Here is a 17435-nt window from a genome sequence, read left to right on the forward strand (position 1 = left end):
GCTATGGGCGAACGATCAACGGACCACTTGCGGCCCCTGTCGCCCGCCACTGTGGCACATACATAGATTCCACCTGCGGCATCGGCAGTTGATAGGTTCCCGGCGTTACCGCACGCGCAAGGTAAACCAGCGTGACTGGCTGCCCTTCGCTAACGGAGACGGCGGCGACAAAGCGATCATCGCGGAATTCCATATGGGCAATATCAGCCTGCTGCATACGGTTAAGGAGTTCCTGTACTTCGCTGCCGCTATCCTGCAGGCTCGCGCTGCTGCTGGCCAGATTCTGGTTTTCCAGTTCCAGTCCGGCTGGCAGAAGATCAACCACCAGCGCATCTGGCACGTTGTGGCTGGCGCGTACTTCAAGCCAGACCAGCACCAGTTCGCCGCTTTTCAGCGAGGCTAGTGATTTTGTCTGCCCATCGGTACCGAGGATCTGACGTTCGATATTCAGGACATTGCTGGCCGGTGCCGGGGTGTACTCCGGATACCCTGTACTGTCGAGACGCAGCCACATCGGGCTTTCACCGGTGTTTGTCACCGTCAGCGCCGTCATCTGGTCCGCGTTGAGTTCACGGGTTTGCGGTTTGTCGCCTTTCAGCTCTTCACTGGTCAGGGAGGTCTGTGCCTGCCATGTCCCCGGCAAGTTCTGCAAATGACGCCCCGCCAGATAAAGCGCATTGCTTTCCTGCGTGGAGAGCCAGCGTTGGCCATAGGCTTGTTCAGATAAGGTGGTCAGCAACTTGTTCTGCGCATCCGGCAACAGTGAGTTTTCTTCCAGCAACGACAGCATCAGCGCGTTATCACGCAGTTCGCTACCGTAATCCGCCATCCAGCGCTGCGCTTTCGCTCGCGGTGTCGTTAACGCCAGCGCCAGTGCCTGTTCACTGCGTGGAGCATCGCCCATCAGCTTGAGTGCCACCCCCAGTTGCAGCAGAGGCAGACCCGCTTTCGCCTGCGCATGACGCTGCCACAATTCGCGCAGCGCGCCGAGTGGGGCTTTCTGCTGACGTGCAAGCACCAGCGCCGCATAGCTTTGCGCCGCAAATTTTGTCGCCTGGACATCGTCGCTGTAACGCACAGCCATCACCGCCGGGTCCTGCAAGTAACGCAGCAGACGGCTATTGGCATTATTCAGCGCCTCCACCGGCACGCTGTAACCCTGCTCTGAGGCGCGGACCAGGAAGTCAGTCACGTAGGCGGACAACCAGTACTCTTCCGGCCCGTTTTTATCCCATAACGAGAAGCCACCGTCATCACGCTGCATTTGCAGCAAGCGGGCAATACCGATTTCCACCGCCGCACGGCGCTGTTCATCGCTGTCGCCCTTGATACCCATCGCCTTAAGCTGAGCCGCATTGGTATACAACGACGGGAACAACCCGCTCGCCGTCTGCTCAAGGCATCCGTACGGGTAGGCTTTCAGCTCCTGAATGTAACGGGCGATGTTGAGTGAAGGACGTCCGCTCAGCAACAACTGCCCCTGCAGGGCCACTGGCGAAATACGTTTCGTATGTTCAGCCGGTGCATTCCAGGTCTCATGCGGATAGAGCATGACATCGCTGCTGATGGTCTGTGCCGGGTAAGCCGGACGCACACCGATTTTCCACGATTTAGTCTGCGTCGCGAAGGTTTCCCCCGGCAGCGTCAAGCCTGAAATGGCAGCCGTCACTTCGCCATCGCCATAACCGTCCAGCGCACGTACCGGAATAAAGAGCGTCATCCGCGCCCCTGGCGCTACGTTCACCGGCTTCGATTGCTCGCTTTCCAGCGCCAGTAAGCCTTTTACCGCCAGCGCAACATTCAGCGTCTGCGGCTTATCGGTGAGGTTGGTAATATCGAGCGTCAGGCGGCTGGTATCGCCACCGGCCAGGAAGCGAGGCGTGTTGAGCTCGGTAATCACCGGCGCGGCGACAATCACTTTGCTTTCGCTGTTACCGAAGTCTTCCGCGGTCCAGGCCTGCGCCATTACGCGCAGTTCACCGTTAAAGTCGCCAATAGGCAGCGTAACCGTTCCTTCACCCTTGTCGTCCAGCGTAACCGGCTGCGCCTGTTGGGCAATGATGGTGACATGGTTAACCGGTGGCTTGCCGCCACGGTTGAGCTCGTCACCATCACCACCAAAACGTAACGCGGCAAGACGCCCCTGCCCTTCAATCACCTGACCATAGATGTCATAGATATCGGCGCCATAGCGTTTTTGCCCAAAGAAGGCTTCCCACGGGTCTGGCGTAACATAATCCGTGATATTCAGCACTCCGCTATCTACTGCGGAGACCAGCACGTTGACCTGTTTTGGCACGGTGCCGTTTTTCAGGCTGGCCTTCACCTTGACCGTCAGCGGCTGGTTCGGACGCATTTTTTGCGGACTTTCCAGGGCCACGGAGAGGCGGCGGTTTTCGTCCCCCATCGGCAGATGGAGCAAGCCTACGGCGCGTTTCGGCGTTGCCGATTTGGACTTATCCCCCGGACGCACTACCAGCGTGCTCAGGTAGAGGTCATGGCGACGCCATTTCTGATCCACCGGAATAGAGAGATCCAGCCCTGTCGCGGGCACATCGATTTCCTGCCACCACAACGGCCCTTCGCTGGACTCAATCATGGCGTAGCCTTTGCCTGCCGCCGGTGCGGTGATGTGCAGCTTAATGGTATCGCCCGGCTGATAGGCGGGTTTGTCCAGCTTCATCGTGACACGGTCAGGGCGTGCGGCCCCGGTGCCGTCGCTGTTATCCTGCCAGCTATAACCGGCCCAGAAACGGACGCTACTGACGCTTTCATCAGGCGCTTTGACTTCCAGGCGATATGAGCCCCACTCTACCGGTACGGTAATTTTCCCGGTTTCGTCAGCGGCGAGATCCAGCGTCTGCTCATTCTCTACCAGATCTTTTTGATCAAACTGTGACTGCCAGCCTTCGCTTTCCGACCAGTTCCAGTAGTAGTCGCGACGTTCGCGAATCAATCGTACCTGCAGGCCAGAGACCGCTTTTTTCACGCCCTGCGCATCGGCGTAGACAATGTCAAAACCGGCATTACCATTTTCATCAACAATCGGCTGGTTGACGGTGGTATCGGTGCGGTAATCGTAAACCGCTTTCGAGGCAAACTGCGGACGGATACCCGGCAGCACAGGCGCAGGCCAGATAGCCTGTTCAGCACGACGCGTGACCGGACGACCGCCCGATTCAAGCAGGCTTGCCTGCAAAATAACCTGCAACGGTGAGTGAGTTTCCTGCCACTGGCTGGGGGCTGTAACCTGACCATGGCCTTTTTCATCCAGTGTCAGATGCACTTCATCCAGAGTACGCGTCAGATTTTCATCGGCAATGTCGCCAAACTGAAAACCAGGCAGGGCTTTTACCGCTTCGCGTAAAGGGCGCAAATAGAGCTGGCCCTGCAGGGTATTGCCGTTGGCCGGCGCACCGTACAGGTAATAGCCAGCGACGTTGAAATCCACATCCTCATCGGCCTTAAGCGGTGTCGGTTGAGGGCTCAGATTCAGCGCCATGCGTTCTGGCATAAAGTCTTCTACATGGAAAGACCAGCTACGCAGTTGGTTATCCCCGGTATTGGCGCGAATCGACCATGTACCGGTCTGCGCGCTGGCATCCAGGGCGTAGGTAAAATGGTACAGACCGTTTGTCGGCTGGCTTACCACGGTACGCATCACCTGGCCATCCGGTTTGACCACCTCAAGCTTCACGGGCTGATCGGCGAGCGGTTTACCGTCGCTGTCACGCAGCAGAGCATTTACGATCACGGTTTCGCCGGGACGGTAGAGATCGCGCGGACCAAACATAAAGAATTGCTTGCTGTAACCTGGATCACCGGCAATCGCAAATTCCGCCAGATCGAGGGCAGGAAGCTGCAAGTCGAGCAAGGTTGTTTCGCCGTCTTTACGCGCCAGAATCAGTGCAGCTTCTTTGTCCGTGGTCAGCGTGGCATGTCCCTGTGCATCGCTGGTCGCCTGCGCCAGCGTCTGGCCTTTATCGTTCAGCAGGACAACGTCGACACCCGATTGCGCCGCACCGTTTTCGAGGCCTTGGGTGAAAATATCTAACCGATTATGGTAACGGTGGGCGGACAGGCCAATATTACTCAGCGTAAAAAGGGTCGCCGCATTGCTATAGCTATAGTGCCCCGCCTGGTTCATAACGGCGATATAGACTCCGGCCTGCTGTAGGGGCTTGATTTCCCCCAGCGGAAGCAGAAGTTTTTCGCGGGTGTTACGTGCCGGATTGAGGTCAAACCGCCCGGTGTAAACCAGATCGGCCATTTTCAGCAAATTGTCCGACTCCCAGTTGGTCAGCGCGTTGCGGTATTCCCACTGGCTAACGAAAGCCGCCAGCGATTCCGGCTTCACGCGGTAGAAGTTAACGTCCACATTATTGACGTTAAGCGCCATAACCGGCAGCCCTTCCACCACTTTTCCGGGCAGTAAAGAACCACGGCTGGCAAAGCCAACGGTAGGCTGAATATCACGGGTGGTAATCGCCTTTTCGTAATCAATACCAAAAGTGGCTTTATTAAGCGCCACCAGCCCGCGGTCAACGGATACCAACAGTTCGCGGTTGGGTTCGAGGTGACGCAGGCGAAGTTCTTTCAGGTTTGTGGAGAGTTCCCATGCCCCGTCGACTTTGCCATTCTTTTTATCCACCACGTGGACAGTCTGGGCAAAGTTCTGATCCGGGTCGAGCGGAACGGAAAAGGTCAATACCAGGGCAGCCGCGCCCTCAAGCTGGACCTCTGAGGCATCTACCAGCGTTAACGGTTTGCCTTCACTGCTCGCCGCCAGTTGTTTGAGTTTTTCGCCATCCGGTTTTGTCGCGGGTGGCGTTTGACTCGCGGCTGGCGCAGCAGCGGCCTGCGCTTCCTGAGGTTTATCGTTGTTATCACAACCTGCCAATATGAACGCACTAAAGAAGGCGATAGCGATCGCCGTCGAACGTTTCAGTTTCATCCTTTATCCCTGGCCCACAAAGCCTGTTAATTCGTTAAGCGTAAGTATTATGCGTGACTTTGCCGATTACAAACAGCCTCCCAGAATCTGGAAAGCGCTTCGCTGCGTTTAGCCGGTTCGATCAGCCATGTTACCGCGATCACAGGTCGTAACGTTACATGTTACCTTTCAGGTCATTTGTTTTTAAAACAATAAGATAGGTAGCTTACTTTTGCGTGCACCTGCTAACGTTAATGCATCTTCACCCCTTTTTCGCGGTTCATATAAGAGAGAACGTTATGAGCAGAGCCGTTAACGCCCTACAAAATTTCGGGAAGTCCCTCTTTGGTCCGGTGCTGATTTTGCCGATTGTCGGCTTGTTTATCGCCTTCGGAAATATTTTCGGCAACGGCAACCTGGCAGAGTACCTGCCGTTTCTCGGTCATCCGCTGATTCAACATACCGGGCAACTGATTGCTAAATCCGCCGTCTCCGTGTTGGCAAATCTGGCGCTGGTGTTTGCAGTCGGCATTCCCGTTGGTCTCGCCGCACGCGATAAAGGCTATGCCGCGCTCATTGGTCTGGTCACCTTTATCGTGTTTATCAATGCCATGAATGTCACCTTGCAGATGCAGGGCGGGCTGGCAGCGGCCGATCAGATGAAAGCCGCGGGCCAAAGTATGGTGCTGGGTGTACAGGTGCTGGAGATGGGCGTCTTCGCCGGGATCCTCACCGGTGCGCTATCAGGATATCTGTACAATAAGTATTCCGGCGTACAGTTTTCCGGGGCGATGGCCATCTATTCCGGCCACTGCTTTGTCGCCATCATCATGCTCCCTGTCTCTATGGTGCTGGGGGTGGTCATGAGCGAGCTGTGGCCTTTCGTCCAGCATGGCATCAGCACACTGGCAATGGCCATTAAAGGTGCCGGGCCATTCGGCGTGGCCATTTATGGCTTCCTGGAGCGCATTCTGGTTCCCACGGGCCTGCATCACCTGGTCTACACGCCATTTTTATATACCGAACTGGGCGGTACGCAGGAGGTGTGCGGCTCGATGTACCAGGGCGCGCGCAATATCTATTTTGCCGAAATGGCCTGCCCGGACGTGAAACAACTGAGCAGCACAGTGGTCTGGGATGCGCGTGGCATCAGCAAAATGTTCGGCCTGCCCGCCGCCGCACTGGCTATGTATTTGACCGCAAAGCCCGAACGCAAAGCGGCGGCGAAAGCAATTCTTATCCCCGCTGCGCTCACCTCCCTTCTGGTTGGGGTGACCGAACCGCTTGAGTTTTCTTTTCTGTTCGTCGCTCCACTGCTGTTCGTGGTGCACGCGGTGCTGACCGGCATCGGCATGATGCTTTTCTCGCTGCTTGGCGTCCATGCCATCGGCGCAAACGGCATCATTGATTTCATTCTCTATAACCTGCCGCTCGGCACTGAGAAGTCGAACTGGCCGATGTACATCGTGGTCGGGCTGATTATGTTCGCCCTCTACTTCGTTATTTTCCGTTTCCTGATTTTGCGTTTCGACATGAAGACGCCAGGCCGGGAAACCGACGACGAAGAGACACGTTTGTACAGCAAGCAGGATTACCAGGCCAAAGGTAACAACGACGGGCTGGGCGAGGCAATTATCGAAGGACTTGGCGGACGCGGCAACATCGAGGTGGTAGACAACTGCTATACCCGTCTGCGCGTCACGGTGAAAGATGTCGCCACCATTGATGAACCTCGCCTGAAAGCAACAGGCGCGAAAGCGGTCATCAAACAAGGCAATAACGTTCAGGTGGTCTACGGGCTGCATGTCAAAAAAATGCGAGAAGCCGTTGAGGCGTTTCTCTAAAGGAGACTAAAGATGTTGAAACCCCCATTTATTCTCTCTATCGCCGGTGGCGGCAGCACCTACACGCCAGGGATTGTCAAAAGCCTGATGGTGCGTCTGGAGGATTTCCCGCTGGCGGAAATTCGCCTCTATGACATTGACGAAGCCCGCCAGAGCACCATTGCGCCGGTGGTGGAAAAAGTGATTCGTGACCACAGCCAGAGCATCAAGTTTACCGTCACCAGCGACCCGGAGGCGGCCTTTAGCGGTGCCCACTTCGTCTTCGCCCAGATGCGTGTCGGCCAGTACAAAATGCGCGAGCAGGATGAGAAAATCCCGCTGCGTCATGGTGTGGTGGGTCAGGAAACCTGTGGACCTGGCGGCCTGGCGTACGGTCTGCGCACTATTCTGCCAATGGTGGAACTCATTGACCTAGTTGGGCGCTATGCCGATAAACACGCATGGATTGTGAATTATTCTAACCCCGCTGCAATTGTTGCCGAAGGGGTACGTCGTCTGCGTCCGGACGCCCGCGTGCTCAATATTTGCGATATGCCAGTGGCGGCGATGCGCAATATGGGGGCGATCCTCGGCGTTGATCGCCACAAACTGGAGGTGGATTACTTCGGCCTGAACCATTTTGGCTGGTTTACCCGCGTGCTTGTGGATGGCGAAGACAGACTGCCTCAACTGCGTGAACACATTGCCCGCTTTGGCCTGCTCACCGAAGATGCCGCGCAGACCGATCCGCAACATTCGGATCCGTCGTGGGTGAAGACATGGCGCAATATTAAACCGCTGATGGATCATTTCCCGGAATATCTGCCGAACCCCTATCTCCAGTACTACCTGATGCCCAACGAAATTGTTGAACATCAGGATCCCAACTATACCCGCGCCAATGAGGTGATGAACGGCAGGGAGAAAAAGCTGTTTGCCGCAGCCCAGGAGTATCAACGTACCGGCGTCTTACCGGATGCGTTTCATGTCGGGGTTCACGGCGCGTTTATCGTTGATGTCGCCTGCTCGCTGGCCTTTGATTTACGTCAGCGCCACCTGGTAATTGTCGAAAATAAAGGGGCGATTGCGAACCTCCCCTACGATGCAATGGTAGAAGTACCGGCGTACATCACGGCAAACGGACCGGAGCCGGTGCGCATGGGGGCGGTGCCGTTGTTCCATCAAACGTTATTGATGCAGCAACTGGCTTCGGAACAACTGCTGGTTGAAGCCACCATTGAAGGCAGTTACGAAAAAGCCCTGCAGGCCTTTACGCTCAACCGCACAGTGCCCACCATGCAACACGCTAAAGCGATTCTTGATGAAATGATCGCGGCGAATCGCGAATACTGGCCCGCGCTGCAAAAAGCCTGGGAAAACGGTCGGGCGGTAAAAAAATAACGAGGATACTCGCGCCTTTTGCGATGGTTGCTTGTCGGGGCAGGAAAAAACGTTAACAATTCAGGATATACCCTGAATAATTCAAGTTGCAGGCAGGCGGCAGGTGAGCGAATCCCCGAAGCTTACTGATGTAAGTAACCGGGATGAACGAATCCAGCCAATGCACCTGCAACCTGAAGCATGGCGGGTTTCTTGTTGATGACACGGAGGCAACCATGTCCACCTCTTTTTTTGTCTCAGCCGACTGGCTGATCGAACACGCCGATGACCCCGAGGTTCAGGTCATCGATGCCCGTATGGCACCTGCAGGCCAGGAACACACCCGTAATATGACGGCTGAATACCGCGCCGGGCACATCCCCGGGGCGGTATTTTTTGATATCGAAGCCCTTTCTGACCACACCACTTCGCTGCCACACATGTTACCGCGCCCGGAAGCCTTTGCCGTCGCCATGCGCGAGCTGGGCGTAAGCCACGACAAACATCTGGTGGTCTATGACGAAGGCAATCTCTTCTCCGCCCCCCGCGCCTGGTGGATGCTGCGTTATTTCGGTGTCGAGCGGGTTTCAATTCTGGCAGGCGGATTCGCAGGCTGGCAGCGCGATGAACTGCCGCTTGAGCAGGGTGACGCCAACTTGCCGCAATCTGATTTCGAGGTGAAAGTTGACCCATCACTGGTTAAACGCCTGACCGATGTACTGCTGGTCAGCCACGAGCGTACCGCACAGCTTGTGGATGCCCGCCCGGCGGCCCGTTTCAACGCCGAGGTGGATGAACCACGTGCAGGCCTGAAACGCGGCCATATTCCCGGCGCGCTGAATGTGCCGTGGGGCGATCTGGTGGTTAACGGTGAGCTGAAAACGACAGACGAGCTGGAGGCCATCTTCACACGTCAGGGCGTTAATCTGCAGGAGCCGATTATTGTCAGTTGCGGCTCGGGTGTCACCGCCACTGTCGTCATCCTGGCGCTCACCACGCTCGGCGCAAATAACGTGAAGTTGTACGATGGTTCCTGGAGTGAATGGGGCGCGCGCGACGACTTGCCGATTGAACCTGCGTAAATGGATAACCGTTTAGCGCCCCTTTTAACGCGCGGGGAGTCTCTTACCCGCGCCGAATACCGGGTCCTCGCCCACCTCACGGATCACCCGCTGCTGGTGGGCAATATCACCGTTCGCGATCTGGCGACGGCGACATTTGTCTCTACTGCCACCATTATGCGGCTATGCCAGAAACTGGGGTTTAGCGGCTACAGCGAGTTTATCTGGCACTGCAAACAGCTTCTGGCCGATACCCCTCATATTCCAGAGCAGGTTACGGGAAACGGCAATACCCTGCCTGCGCTTTTCCATCAGTTTATGGCGAACTATCAGCAGACCTTTCAGTGGGTAACCGAGGAAAAACGCCAACAGTTCGTCACATTACTGCGCGAGAAAGAGAGTTTTTTCCTTTATGGCGCCGGGTTTTCATATCTGTTTGCAGAATACCTGACAAAAAAATTGCAGGTGCTGGGCAAGACGGCATTTATCTCCGGTCCCGGCGACAGCCGTAATATTTTCCTCAGCAACGCGGCGCGTTACCAGGTATTTATCGCCGTCTCACGTAGCGGCGAAACGGAACAGGTTCTGGATAAAGCGCGTATTGCACAGAATGTCGGTATGACGGTAATCGCCTTTACTCGCGCCTCGGCGAATACGCTGGCAAACCTCGCGGATTTGCATTTTGCGTTGTATGACGAAGCGGTGCATTTTGCCGCCGAAGCGGCCGGTGTTACGTCGTTTGAGTCGAATCTGGTGTTACTGATGGATTTACTGCTACTGGAAGCGACGGGCTAAGCCCGTCGATGTATCAGATAATGCGGTTGTTCTTGAGATCACGCAGGAAACTGCCCCAGCGGCGCTCATAGAAGGGTGTGATATGGGCAATCATAAAATGGCTGACCCCGTGTTCCCCTTTTACTACCTGACAAATATCCACCGGCTCATCACCCGGTAAGGTATCCATTGCCACACTGCCTGCCGCCTCAATCACGCTCTCAATGTCGCCTTCGGCTTCAATACCAATCAGCAGGTTCGGCTGGGCATCATTTTTCTCTTTGATAGAGCAAAGGTACGCACATTTCACGTGATTGAAGGTCGAGAACAATTTAGTCAACGAATCGATCATTTGCGCGGGCGGCTCTGCCACTTCGGACAGCAGCAGCGACATGCCGCCTTCCAGCACTTCCTGCTGGCTTAACGGACTGTCATCTTTACCCACCAGATGGCTGATTTCACGCGGCGTGAGCTCTTTCCCGGTCGGTAACTTCGCATTGAGGAACAGCGTCTCACCGAGCGTCATTTCAAATAGCGTACGCGCAGGCATCACCACAAACGCTTGCTCCGTTTCCACCGCCTGCTGCAGGGCTTCGAGGGAGGTGAAAAAGGGGATCACCGACTGGCCGTCGTCCTTTTCCCAGTGCTGTAGATCCAACGCGCTGTCTTCAACAATGGCTTCATCTTCCGCGGCAGTGCCTGGCACCCAAACAGTGGATTCCAGCAATTTGCGGAAAAATGCCGGGCGATAAGCCGGCTCGGTCGCCGCTTTTTCCAGCAGGCTATCGAGAGTTTCAGGCTCGTGATGATGGTCGTGATCGTGGTCTGAATGAGACATAAATTTTACTGTTCGTTTAAGCTGTTTGATGCCCTCACCCCGGCCCTCTCCCACAGAGAGGGGGACGGCCTGCACCGTACAACCCCCTCCCCCCTTTGGGGAGAAGGTCAGGATGAGGGGAAAATTACTTCGCGGTCAATAGATTCGCGATGGCGCGCACGCCAAGGCCCGTCGCGCCCGCGGCCCACTGCTCCACCGCCGCTTTACGATAGGTCGCAGAGCAGTCGATATGCAGCCAGCCCTGCTGATAATTTTCCACAAAATGCGACAGGAAACCTGCCGCCGTGCTTGCCCCTGCCGGGAACGCAGCGCCAGCGGTGTTATTCAGCTCGGCAAAGTTTGACGGTAGCTGATTACGGTGGAATTCCGCCAGCGGCAAACGCCAGAACGGCTCGTTTTCCGCCGCAGCGCTGGCCAGTAAACGGTTTGCCAGTTTGTCATCGAAGCTAAACAGCGCATGATAGTCATTACCCAATGCGGTTTTGGCAGCTCCGGTCAGGGTCGCGGCATCGATGATAAATTGCGGTTTCTGCGCGGAGGCATTAATCAGACCGTCTGCCAGCACCAGACGCCCTTCCGCATCGGTGTTCATGACTTCTACGGTTTTGCCGTTGCGGTAGCGGATGATATCGCCCAGTTTGAAGGCGTTGCCGCTGACCATGTTATCCGCGCAGCACAGGTATAGTTTCACCCGCTTTTTCAGGCCGCGCGTAATCGCAAATGCCAGTGCGCCGGTCACCAGCGCAGCGCCGCCCATATCGGATTTCATCGAATCCATAAACGCGGTCTGCTTGATGCTATAACCACCTGAATCGAAGGTAATGCCTTTACCGACCAGGCAGGCATAGATTGGCGCTTCTGCATCGCCCGTCGGGTTATAATCCAGCGACAGCAGTACCGGGGGACGTTCAGAACCGCGCCCGACAGTATGGATGCCCATATACCCTTTTTCGCGCAGATCTTCGCCTTTCACGATCCGGTAAGAGACCGCCTCGCCGCCCACGTCATTGAGCAGATCCACAGCGCGTTGCGCCAGTTGTTCCGGCCCGAGATCTTCTGCCGGCGCATTGATGATGTCACGCACCCAGTCGATAGTTTTCAGACGGCTGTCGAGCTCTTTTTGATCGGACTCTGATAAGGTCGGCCACTCAACATTGCGCGTCCCTTTCGGCCCTTTGTAACCAGCCCAGAACGCCCAACTGCGATCCGCGTTCCAGCCTTCACCGCTCAGCGCGACATGCTTTATGCCCATGCCATCAATTTTGCGCGCGGCGCGCTGGATTAAGCCCGTGTCATCTTTACCGGTCAGGTGCAGGGTAATGCCGTCGTTATTAATACTGTAGAGCGCTTTTTCGCCCCAACGAGCGTCTGCGCTCTGGGTCGTCAGCGTAATTTTCATCGCTTCTGTTGTCATTGTTTTGTCCTTTAGCGCATGGGATATGAAAACGGGCCGCCAGAAGGCAGCCCGTCGATATCAAGATGCTTCATCTAACCAGACTAGCAGAATTGCTTCGAGAATCTTTTCGTTCGATGCGTTCGGATCGTCATCAAAATCTTCCAGATCGCAAATCCACTGGTGCATATCGGTGAAGCGGACAGTTCTCGGATCGAGATCCGGGTTAGCGTCATACAGCGCCTCGCCGATCTCGCGACTGTCGGTCCATTTCAGTGCCATATTAATGCTCCCGGGCGTGGTTGATAGTGTAACGCGGGATCTCCACAACCAGATCTTCGTCGGTGACGCGCGCCTGGCAACCCAGGCGACTTTCCGGCTCCAGACCCCAGGCTTTATCCAGCATGTCGTCTTCGTCTTCGGTGCTTTCCGGCAACGAATCAAACCCTTCACGCACGACACAGTGGCAGGTGGTACAGGCGCAGGATTTCTCACAGGCGTGTTCAATCTCAATACCGCCACGCAGGGCTACATCAAGAATGGTCTCGCCGCTCTTAGCTTCCAGAACTGCGCCATCGGGACAGAGGTCCTGATGAGGCAGAAAAACGATCTTTGGCATGTTAAACCTCGTCGACGGAATGGCCTTTTAACGCGGTGCGCACGGACTGATCCATGCGGCGCGCGGCGAATTCCTGGGTTTGTTTGTCTAGATTTTTAATGGCTTGTTCAATGGCGTCAGTATCATCGCCGGTAGCAACCGCACTCAACTGTGCGATAGCCTCGTCGATAACCGTCCGCTCTGCGGCGCTTAACAGCGCGGCATCTGTCGCCAGCGCACCGTTCAGGCTTTCCAGTACGCGGGCAGCTTCCACTTTTTGTTCGGCCAGCATACGTGCCTTCACGTCCTGCTCAGCGAAGCTCATGGAATCTTTAATCATGGTGGCGATTTCGTTGTCGGTCAGACCGTAGGAGGGCTTGACCTGGATAGCCGCTTCAACGCCGGTGGATTTCTCCATCGCCGTCACGCTGAGCAGGCCGTCCGCATCCACCTGGAAAGTAACACGGATATGGGCACCACCCGCAGGCATCGCCGGAATACCACGCAGCGCGAAACGCGCCAGCGAACGGCAATCCTGCACCAGTTCGCGCTCGCCCTGCATTACGTGGATAGACATGGCCGTTTGACCATCTTTGAAGGTGGTGAACTCCTGCGCACGCGCCACCGGAATGGTGGTATTACGCGGGATAACTTTTTCCACCAGCCCACCCATGGTTTCCAGACCAAGCGACAGCGGGATCACATCCAGCAGCAGCATGTCGCTGTCTGGCTTATTGCCCACCAGAATATCGGCCTGGATCGCCGCGCCAATCGCGACAACTTTATCCGGGTCGATGGAGGTCAGCGGCGTACGACCAAAAAAATCACCCACTTGCTCGCGAACCAGAGGTACACGCGTGGAGCCGCCTACCATGACCACTTCCAGCACTTCGTTCGGCTCAACGCCCGCGTCTTTCAGCGCGCGACGGCAAGAAAGCAAGGTTCGTTTGACCAGCGTCGAAATCAGCGCTTCGAACTGTTCACGGGTCACTGTGCCCTGCCAGCCAGCCACCTCAACGGTGACAGACGCGGCATCGCTCAGCGCAATTTTTGCGGCAATGGCGGCGTCAAGCAGTTCACGCTGCAGACGGTTGTCGCCATGCTGAGGCAGGTTCGCCTGCTCGCGGATAAAATCTGCCAGCAGATGATCAAAGTCATCGCCGCCCAGCGCGGAATCACCGCCGGTGGCCAGCACTTCAAACACCCCGCGACTTAAGCGCAGAATGGAAATATCAAAGGTACCGCCGCCCAGATCGTAAACGGCAATTACCCCTTCTTTCCCGGAGTCCAGGCCATAGGCAATCGCCGCTGCGGTCGGTTCGTTGAGCAAACGCAGAACATGCAGGCCCGCCAGGCGCGCGGCATCTTTGGTGCCCTGACGCTGCGCATCATCAAAATATGCCGGAACGGTGATAACCACGCCGTCCAGCTCGCCGGACAGGGATTCCTGCGCACGCAGCGCAAGGGATTTCAGGATATCGGCAGAGACGCGGATCGGGTTTATCAGCCCCGCGCTGGTGGCGATCATCGGCAGGCCGTTCTCGCTTGCCTGCAATTGATACGGCAGATGCGGGTAACGTGCCTGGATGTCGCTCAGCGCGCGGCCCAACATACGTTTTACGGAACTGATGGTATTAACCGGATCCTGTGCGGCGTTGGCACGCGCGTCATAACCCACGGTATGTTCGGTGGCTGAATAGTGCACAACCGAAGGTAACAGATGACGCCCGGCGCTATCGGCAAGGGTCTCAGCCTGGCCGCTGCGTACAGTAGCAACCAGAGAATTGGTGGTGCCTAAATCGATGCCTGCCGCCAGTCGACGCTGATGCGGCGCGGCACTCAAACCAGGCTCACTAATTTGTAATAAGGCCATCTTGTGCTTCCAGAAAAATTAAAAACCGAGCAGTTTTTCTTCGAGTTGTTCTATTGAGCTGCGCAGTTTATCGAGAAAACGCAGTTTACGCACGGTATCCGCCGCGACATCCCACGTTTCAGTATTCAGTTGTTCAATCAATTGCTGATGGCGGGAATCAAACAGACCTTTCACGCGTTTGCTAAAGCTTTCCAGACGCGCCTGATCCCGCGCCTGTTCAATCTCATCAAGCTCTTCGCGCAATTCCAGTTGTTCCATCAGAAAAGCGGTATCGCGCACCGTGTGCTGTTCGCTGGCGAGATCGAAGCCGTGCAGTGAAAGGAGATATTCCGCGCGGTTCAGCGGGCTACGCAGCGTCTGCCATGCCTGATTGATGGTTGCAGACTGCTGCAGCGCAGCCAGTTGGTCTGCCTGGGTTCCGCTGGCGAATTTATCCGGATGGCATTGACGCTGCAGATCCTGGTAACGTGACGCTAGCGCCTGAATGTCAATCTGATAGTGGGCGGATAACCCAAAGAGCGTGAAGTAATCCATAGCAATCTCGGAATAGCCTGCTAAAACAAACCCCACGCACAGTCATACTCTGCGTCCTTCACGCTGTCTCAGCGCGAAGGATGTGAGTCTGTTCTATGGTGGGGCTTATCGGTGAAATGCAATTACACGTTAAAGCTTTCGCCGCAACCGCACTCGTCTTTGACGTTCGGGTTGGTGAACTTAAACCCTTCGTTCAGGCCTTCTTTAACGAAATCCAGTTGCGTGCCATCAAGGAATTGCAGGCTCTTGCCGTCGATAACGACCTTCACACCTTTATCTTCGAACACGGTGTCTTCCGCCGAGGGTTCGTCAACAAATTCCAGTACGTAGGCCATGCCAGAACAACCAGAGGTTCTGACCCCCAGACGCAGGCCAAACCCTTTACCGCGGTTGGCCAAAAAGTTATTCACTCGCGTTGCAGCACTGTCGCTCAGGGTAATCGACATACAATGCCCTCAATTATTTTGCTTCACGTTTACTTTTGTAGTCCGCAATTGCGGCCTTAATCGCATCTTCCGCCAGAATAGAGCAGTGGATTTTTACCGGCGGCAATTCCAGCTCTTCAGCAATGTCAGTGTTTTTAATTGCCTGCGCTTCATCCAGGGACTTGCCTTTTACCCACTCGGTGACGAGTGAACTGGAGGCGATTGCCGAACCGCAACCGTAGGTCTTGAAGCGCGCGTCCTCAATGATACCTTCATTGTTGACTTTGATCTGCAACTTCATTACGTCGCCACAGGCTGGTGCCCCCACCATACCGCTACCAACGCTCTCATCGCTGTTGTCGAAAGAGCCGACGTTGCGTGGGTTTTCGTAGTGATCGATTACTTTTTCGCTGTAAGCCATGTTCTGTTCTCCTGATTCCGCTACCGATTAGTGATGTGACCATTCAATGGTGTTCAAATCCACGCCCTGTTTGAACATTTCCCACAGTGGAGAAAGTTCGCGCAGACGACCAATGGAGTTGCGAACCAGCTTGATGGCGTAGTCAATCTCTTCTTCGGTAGTGAAACGACCTAAAGAGAAACGAATAGAGCTGTGTGCCAGCTCGTCAGTCATGCCCAGCGCACGCAGCACGTAAGAGGGCTCCAGGCTCGCCGAAGTACAGGCAGAACCAGAGGAAACCGCCAGGTCTTTGAGCGCCATGATCAGCGACTCGCCTTCAACGTAGTTAAAGCTGACGTTGAGGATGTTCGGTGCGCCCTGGTCGAGATCGCCGTTCAGGTAGACCTCTTCCATATCTTTCACACCGTCCCACAGACGGTTACGCAGACTGCGCAGACGCGCCATCTCGGTTTCCATCTCTTCTTTGGCGATACGGTAAGCTTCACCCATGCCGACAATCTGGTGTACTGGCAGGGTACCGGAACGCATGCCGCGCTCGTGACCGCCGCCGTGCATCTGTGCTTCGATGCGGATACGCGGTTTACGACGCACATACAGCGCGCCAATCCCTTTCGGGCCATATATTTTGTGGCCGGAGAAGGACATCAGATCCACTTTCAACTGACTCAGGTCGATAGGCAGTTTGCCCACGCTCTGGGTCGCATCAACGTGGTAGATAATGCCGCGCGCACGGCACATTTCGCCGATGGTCGCGATATCCTGTACCACACCGATTTCGTTGTTCACGTGCATAATGGAGACGAGGATGGTGTCGTCACGCATGGCCGCTTCGAGCTCTTTCAGGTCGATGATGCCGTTGCGCTGCGGTGCCAGATAGGTCACGTCGAAACCTTCGCGCTCGAGCTGACGGCAGGTATCCAGCACGGCTTTGTGTTCGGTTTTGCTGGTGATGATGTGCTTGCCTTTTTTCTGATAGAAGTTGGCCGCACCTTTGATCGCCAGATTATCGGATTCGGTCGCGCCAGAGGTGAAAACAATTTCACGCGGATCGGCACCAACCAGCTCAGCAATCTGATTACGGGCGATATCAACCGCCTCTTCAGCTTGCCAGCCAAAACGGTGAGAACGAGAAGCTGGGTTACCAAAAGTCCCGTCCAGAGTCAGACACTGCATCATTTTCTCAGCAACACGCGGATCCACCGGCGTCGTTGCGGAGTAATCGAGATAGATCGGTAATTTCATTGCTCTATAAACTCCGTACATCACTCAATGCAATGAATCAGGCTTACCGGCTGGATGTACGACCGTTTATACGGGATGACGGATCACCCCGGCCTGATTCTGAATTCTTATAGTGTTTTAACCTAACTGTTTTGCGGTGC

At 55.6% G+C, this 17435-nt stretch carries 14 protein-coding genes; 4 read left to right on the plus strand and 10 right to left on the minus strand.

Annotated features, from left to right (window positions below; all coding sequences use genetic code 11):
* Position 1 precedes the first annotated feature (1 nt).
* Entirely contained in the window at positions 2–4954 is a 4953-nt protein-coding gene (locus tag IP582_RS18830; RefSeq protein WP_193794093.1) for an alpha-2-macroglobulin, read from the minus strand.
* A 278-nt stretch (positions 4955–5232) separates the two neighbouring features.
* Between IP582_RS18830 and IP582_RS18835 the strand changes: the two genes are divergently transcribed.
* From IP582_RS18835 to IP582_RS18850, 4 genes are all read left to right on the plus strand, one after another.
* Positions 5233–6777, plus strand: a complete 1545-nt coding sequence (locus tag IP582_RS18835) for a PTS transporter subunit EIIC (protein WP_193794094.1) — start codon at positions 5233–5235, stop codon at positions 6775–6777.
* A gap of 12 nt (positions 6778–6789) precedes the next feature.
* The gene (locus IP582_RS18840; protein WP_193794095.1) at positions 6790–8157 is read left to right on the plus strand and encodes a 6-phospho-alpha-glucosidase; all 1368 of its coding nucleotides are present in this window, start codon (positions 6790–6792) and stop codon (positions 8155–8157) included.
* A gap of 215 nt (positions 8158–8372) precedes the next feature.
* Positions 8373–9218 (plus strand): 3-mercaptopyruvate sulfurtransferase, encoded by an 846-nt coding sequence (gene sseA / locus IP582_RS18845; RefSeq protein ID WP_039079789.1) that lies wholly within the window; start codon positions 8373–8375, stop codon positions 9216–9218.
* Positions 9219–9992, plus strand: a complete 774-nt coding sequence (locus IP582_RS18850) for a MurR/RpiR family transcriptional regulator (RefSeq protein WP_193794096.1) — start codon at positions 9219–9221, stop codon at positions 9990–9992.
* A gap of 13 nt (positions 9993–10005) precedes the next feature.
* Here the strand turns inward: IP582_RS18850 and sseB are convergent, their stop codons facing one another.
* The 9 genes from sseB to iscS all read right to left on the minus strand — a co-directional run bounded on the left by sseB (position 10006) and on the right by iscS (position 17295).
* Positions 10006–10809 carry an enhanced serine sensitivity protein SseB gene (gene sseB, locus IP582_RS18855; RefSeq protein ID WP_071193455.1) on the minus strand — a complete coding sequence of 268 codons (804 nt, stop codon included), beginning with the start codon at positions 10807–10809 and terminating at the stop codon, positions 10006–10008.
* Between the two features lie 124 nt (positions 10810–10933).
* Positions 10934–12223, minus strand: a complete 1290-nt coding sequence (pepB, locus tag IP582_RS18860; protein ID WP_193794097.1) for an aminopeptidase PepB — start codon at positions 12221–12223, stop codon at positions 10934–10936.
* A gap of 60 nt (positions 12224–12283) precedes the next feature.
* Entirely contained in the window at positions 12284–12484 is a 201-nt protein-coding gene (iscX, locus tag IP582_RS18865) for a Fe-S cluster assembly protein IscX (RefSeq protein ID WP_039079658.1), read from the minus strand.
* Between the two features lies 1 nt (position 12485).
* Positions 12486–12821: an ISC system 2Fe-2S type ferredoxin gene (gene fdx, locus IP582_RS18870; protein WP_039055895.1), complete on the minus strand. Its 336-nt coding sequence runs from the start codon at positions 12819–12821 to the stop codon at positions 12486–12488.
* A gap of 1 nt (position 12822) precedes the next feature.
* Entirely contained in the window at positions 12823–14673 is a 1851-nt protein-coding gene (gene hscA, locus IP582_RS18875) for a Fe-S protein assembly chaperone HscA (RefSeq protein WP_193794098.1), read from the minus strand.
* Positions 14674–14691: 18 nt separating this feature from the next.
* Positions 14692–15207: a co-chaperone HscB gene (gene hscB / locus IP582_RS18880; protein WP_193794099.1), complete on the minus strand. Its 516-nt coding sequence runs from the start codon at positions 15205–15207 to the stop codon at positions 14692–14694.
* A 122-nt stretch (positions 15208–15329) separates the two neighbouring features.
* The gene (gene iscA / locus IP582_RS18885) at positions 15330–15653 is read right to left on the minus strand and encodes an iron-sulfur cluster assembly protein IscA (protein WP_039079654.1); all 324 of its coding nucleotides are present in this window, start codon (positions 15651–15653) and stop codon (positions 15330–15332) included.
* Positions 15654–15666: 13 nt separating this feature from the next.
* Positions 15667–16053: a Fe-S cluster assembly scaffold IscU gene (gene iscU / locus IP582_RS18890; RefSeq protein ID WP_003860661.1), complete on the minus strand. Its 387-nt coding sequence runs from the start codon at positions 16051–16053 to the stop codon at positions 15667–15669.
* Positions 16054–16080: 27 nt separating this feature from the next.
* Entirely contained in the window at positions 16081–17295 is a 1215-nt protein-coding gene (gene iscS / locus IP582_RS18895) for a cysteine desulfurase (protein WP_193794100.1), read from the minus strand.
* Positions 17296–17435: the final 140 nt, after the last annotated feature.

It is taken from the genome of Citrobacter sp. BDA59-3 (genome assembly GCF_015167655.1).
In the GTDB taxonomy this organism is placed as follows: Bacteria; Pseudomonadota; Gammaproteobacteria; order Enterobacterales; family Enterobacteriaceae; genus Phytobacter; species Phytobacter diazotrophicus.

Coding starts and splice junctions, on each gene's coding strand:
- hscB (WP_193794099.1), bottom strand. CDS start 15,207: ATGGATTACTTCACGCTCTTTGGGTTATCCGCCCACTATCAGATTGAC.
- sseA (WP_039079789.1), top strand. CDS start 8,373: ATGTCCACCTCTTTTTTTGTCTCAGCCGACTGGCTGATCGAACACGCC.
- iscU (WP_003860661.1), bottom strand. CDS start 16,053: ATGGCTTACAGCGAAAAAGTAATCGATCACTACGAAAACCCACGCAAC.
- IP582_RS18835 (WP_193794094.1), top strand. CDS start 5,233: ATGAGCAGAGCCGTTAACGCCCTACAAAATTTCGGGAAGTCCCTCTTT.
- iscA (WP_039079654.1), bottom strand. CDS start 15,653: ATGTCGATTACCCTGAGCGACAGTGCTGCAACGCGAGTGAATAACTTT.
- iscX (WP_039079658.1), bottom strand. CDS start 12,484: ATGGCACTGAAATGGACCGACAGTCGCGAGATCGGCGAGGCGCTGTAT.
- iscS (WP_193794100.1), bottom strand. CDS start 17,295: ATGAAATTACCGATCTATCTCGATTACTCCGCAACGACGCCGGTGGAT.
- pepB (WP_193794097.1), bottom strand. CDS start 12,223: ATGACAACAGAAGCGATGAAAATTACGCTGACGACCCAGAGCGCAGAC.
- IP582_RS18830 (WP_193794093.1), bottom strand. CDS start 4,954: ATGAAACTGAAACGTTCGACGGCGATCGCTATCGCCTTCTTTAGTGCG.
- fdx (WP_039055895.1), bottom strand. CDS start 12,821: ATGCCAAAGATCGTTTTTCTGCCTCATCAGGACCTCTGTCCCGATGGC.
- IP582_RS18850 (WP_193794096.1), top strand. CDS start 9,219: ATGGATAACCGTTTAGCGCCCCTTTTAACGCGCGGGGAGTCTCTTACC.
- IP582_RS18840 (WP_193794095.1), top strand. CDS start 6,790: ATGTTGAAACCCCCATTTATTCTCTCTATCGCCGGTGGCGGCAGCACC.
- sseB (WP_071193455.1), bottom strand. CDS start 10,809: ATGTCTCATTCAGACCACGATCACGACCATCATCACGAGCCTGAAACT.
- hscA (WP_193794098.1), bottom strand. CDS start 14,673: ATGGCCTTATTACAAATTAGTGAGCCTGGTTTGAGTGCCGCGCCGCAT.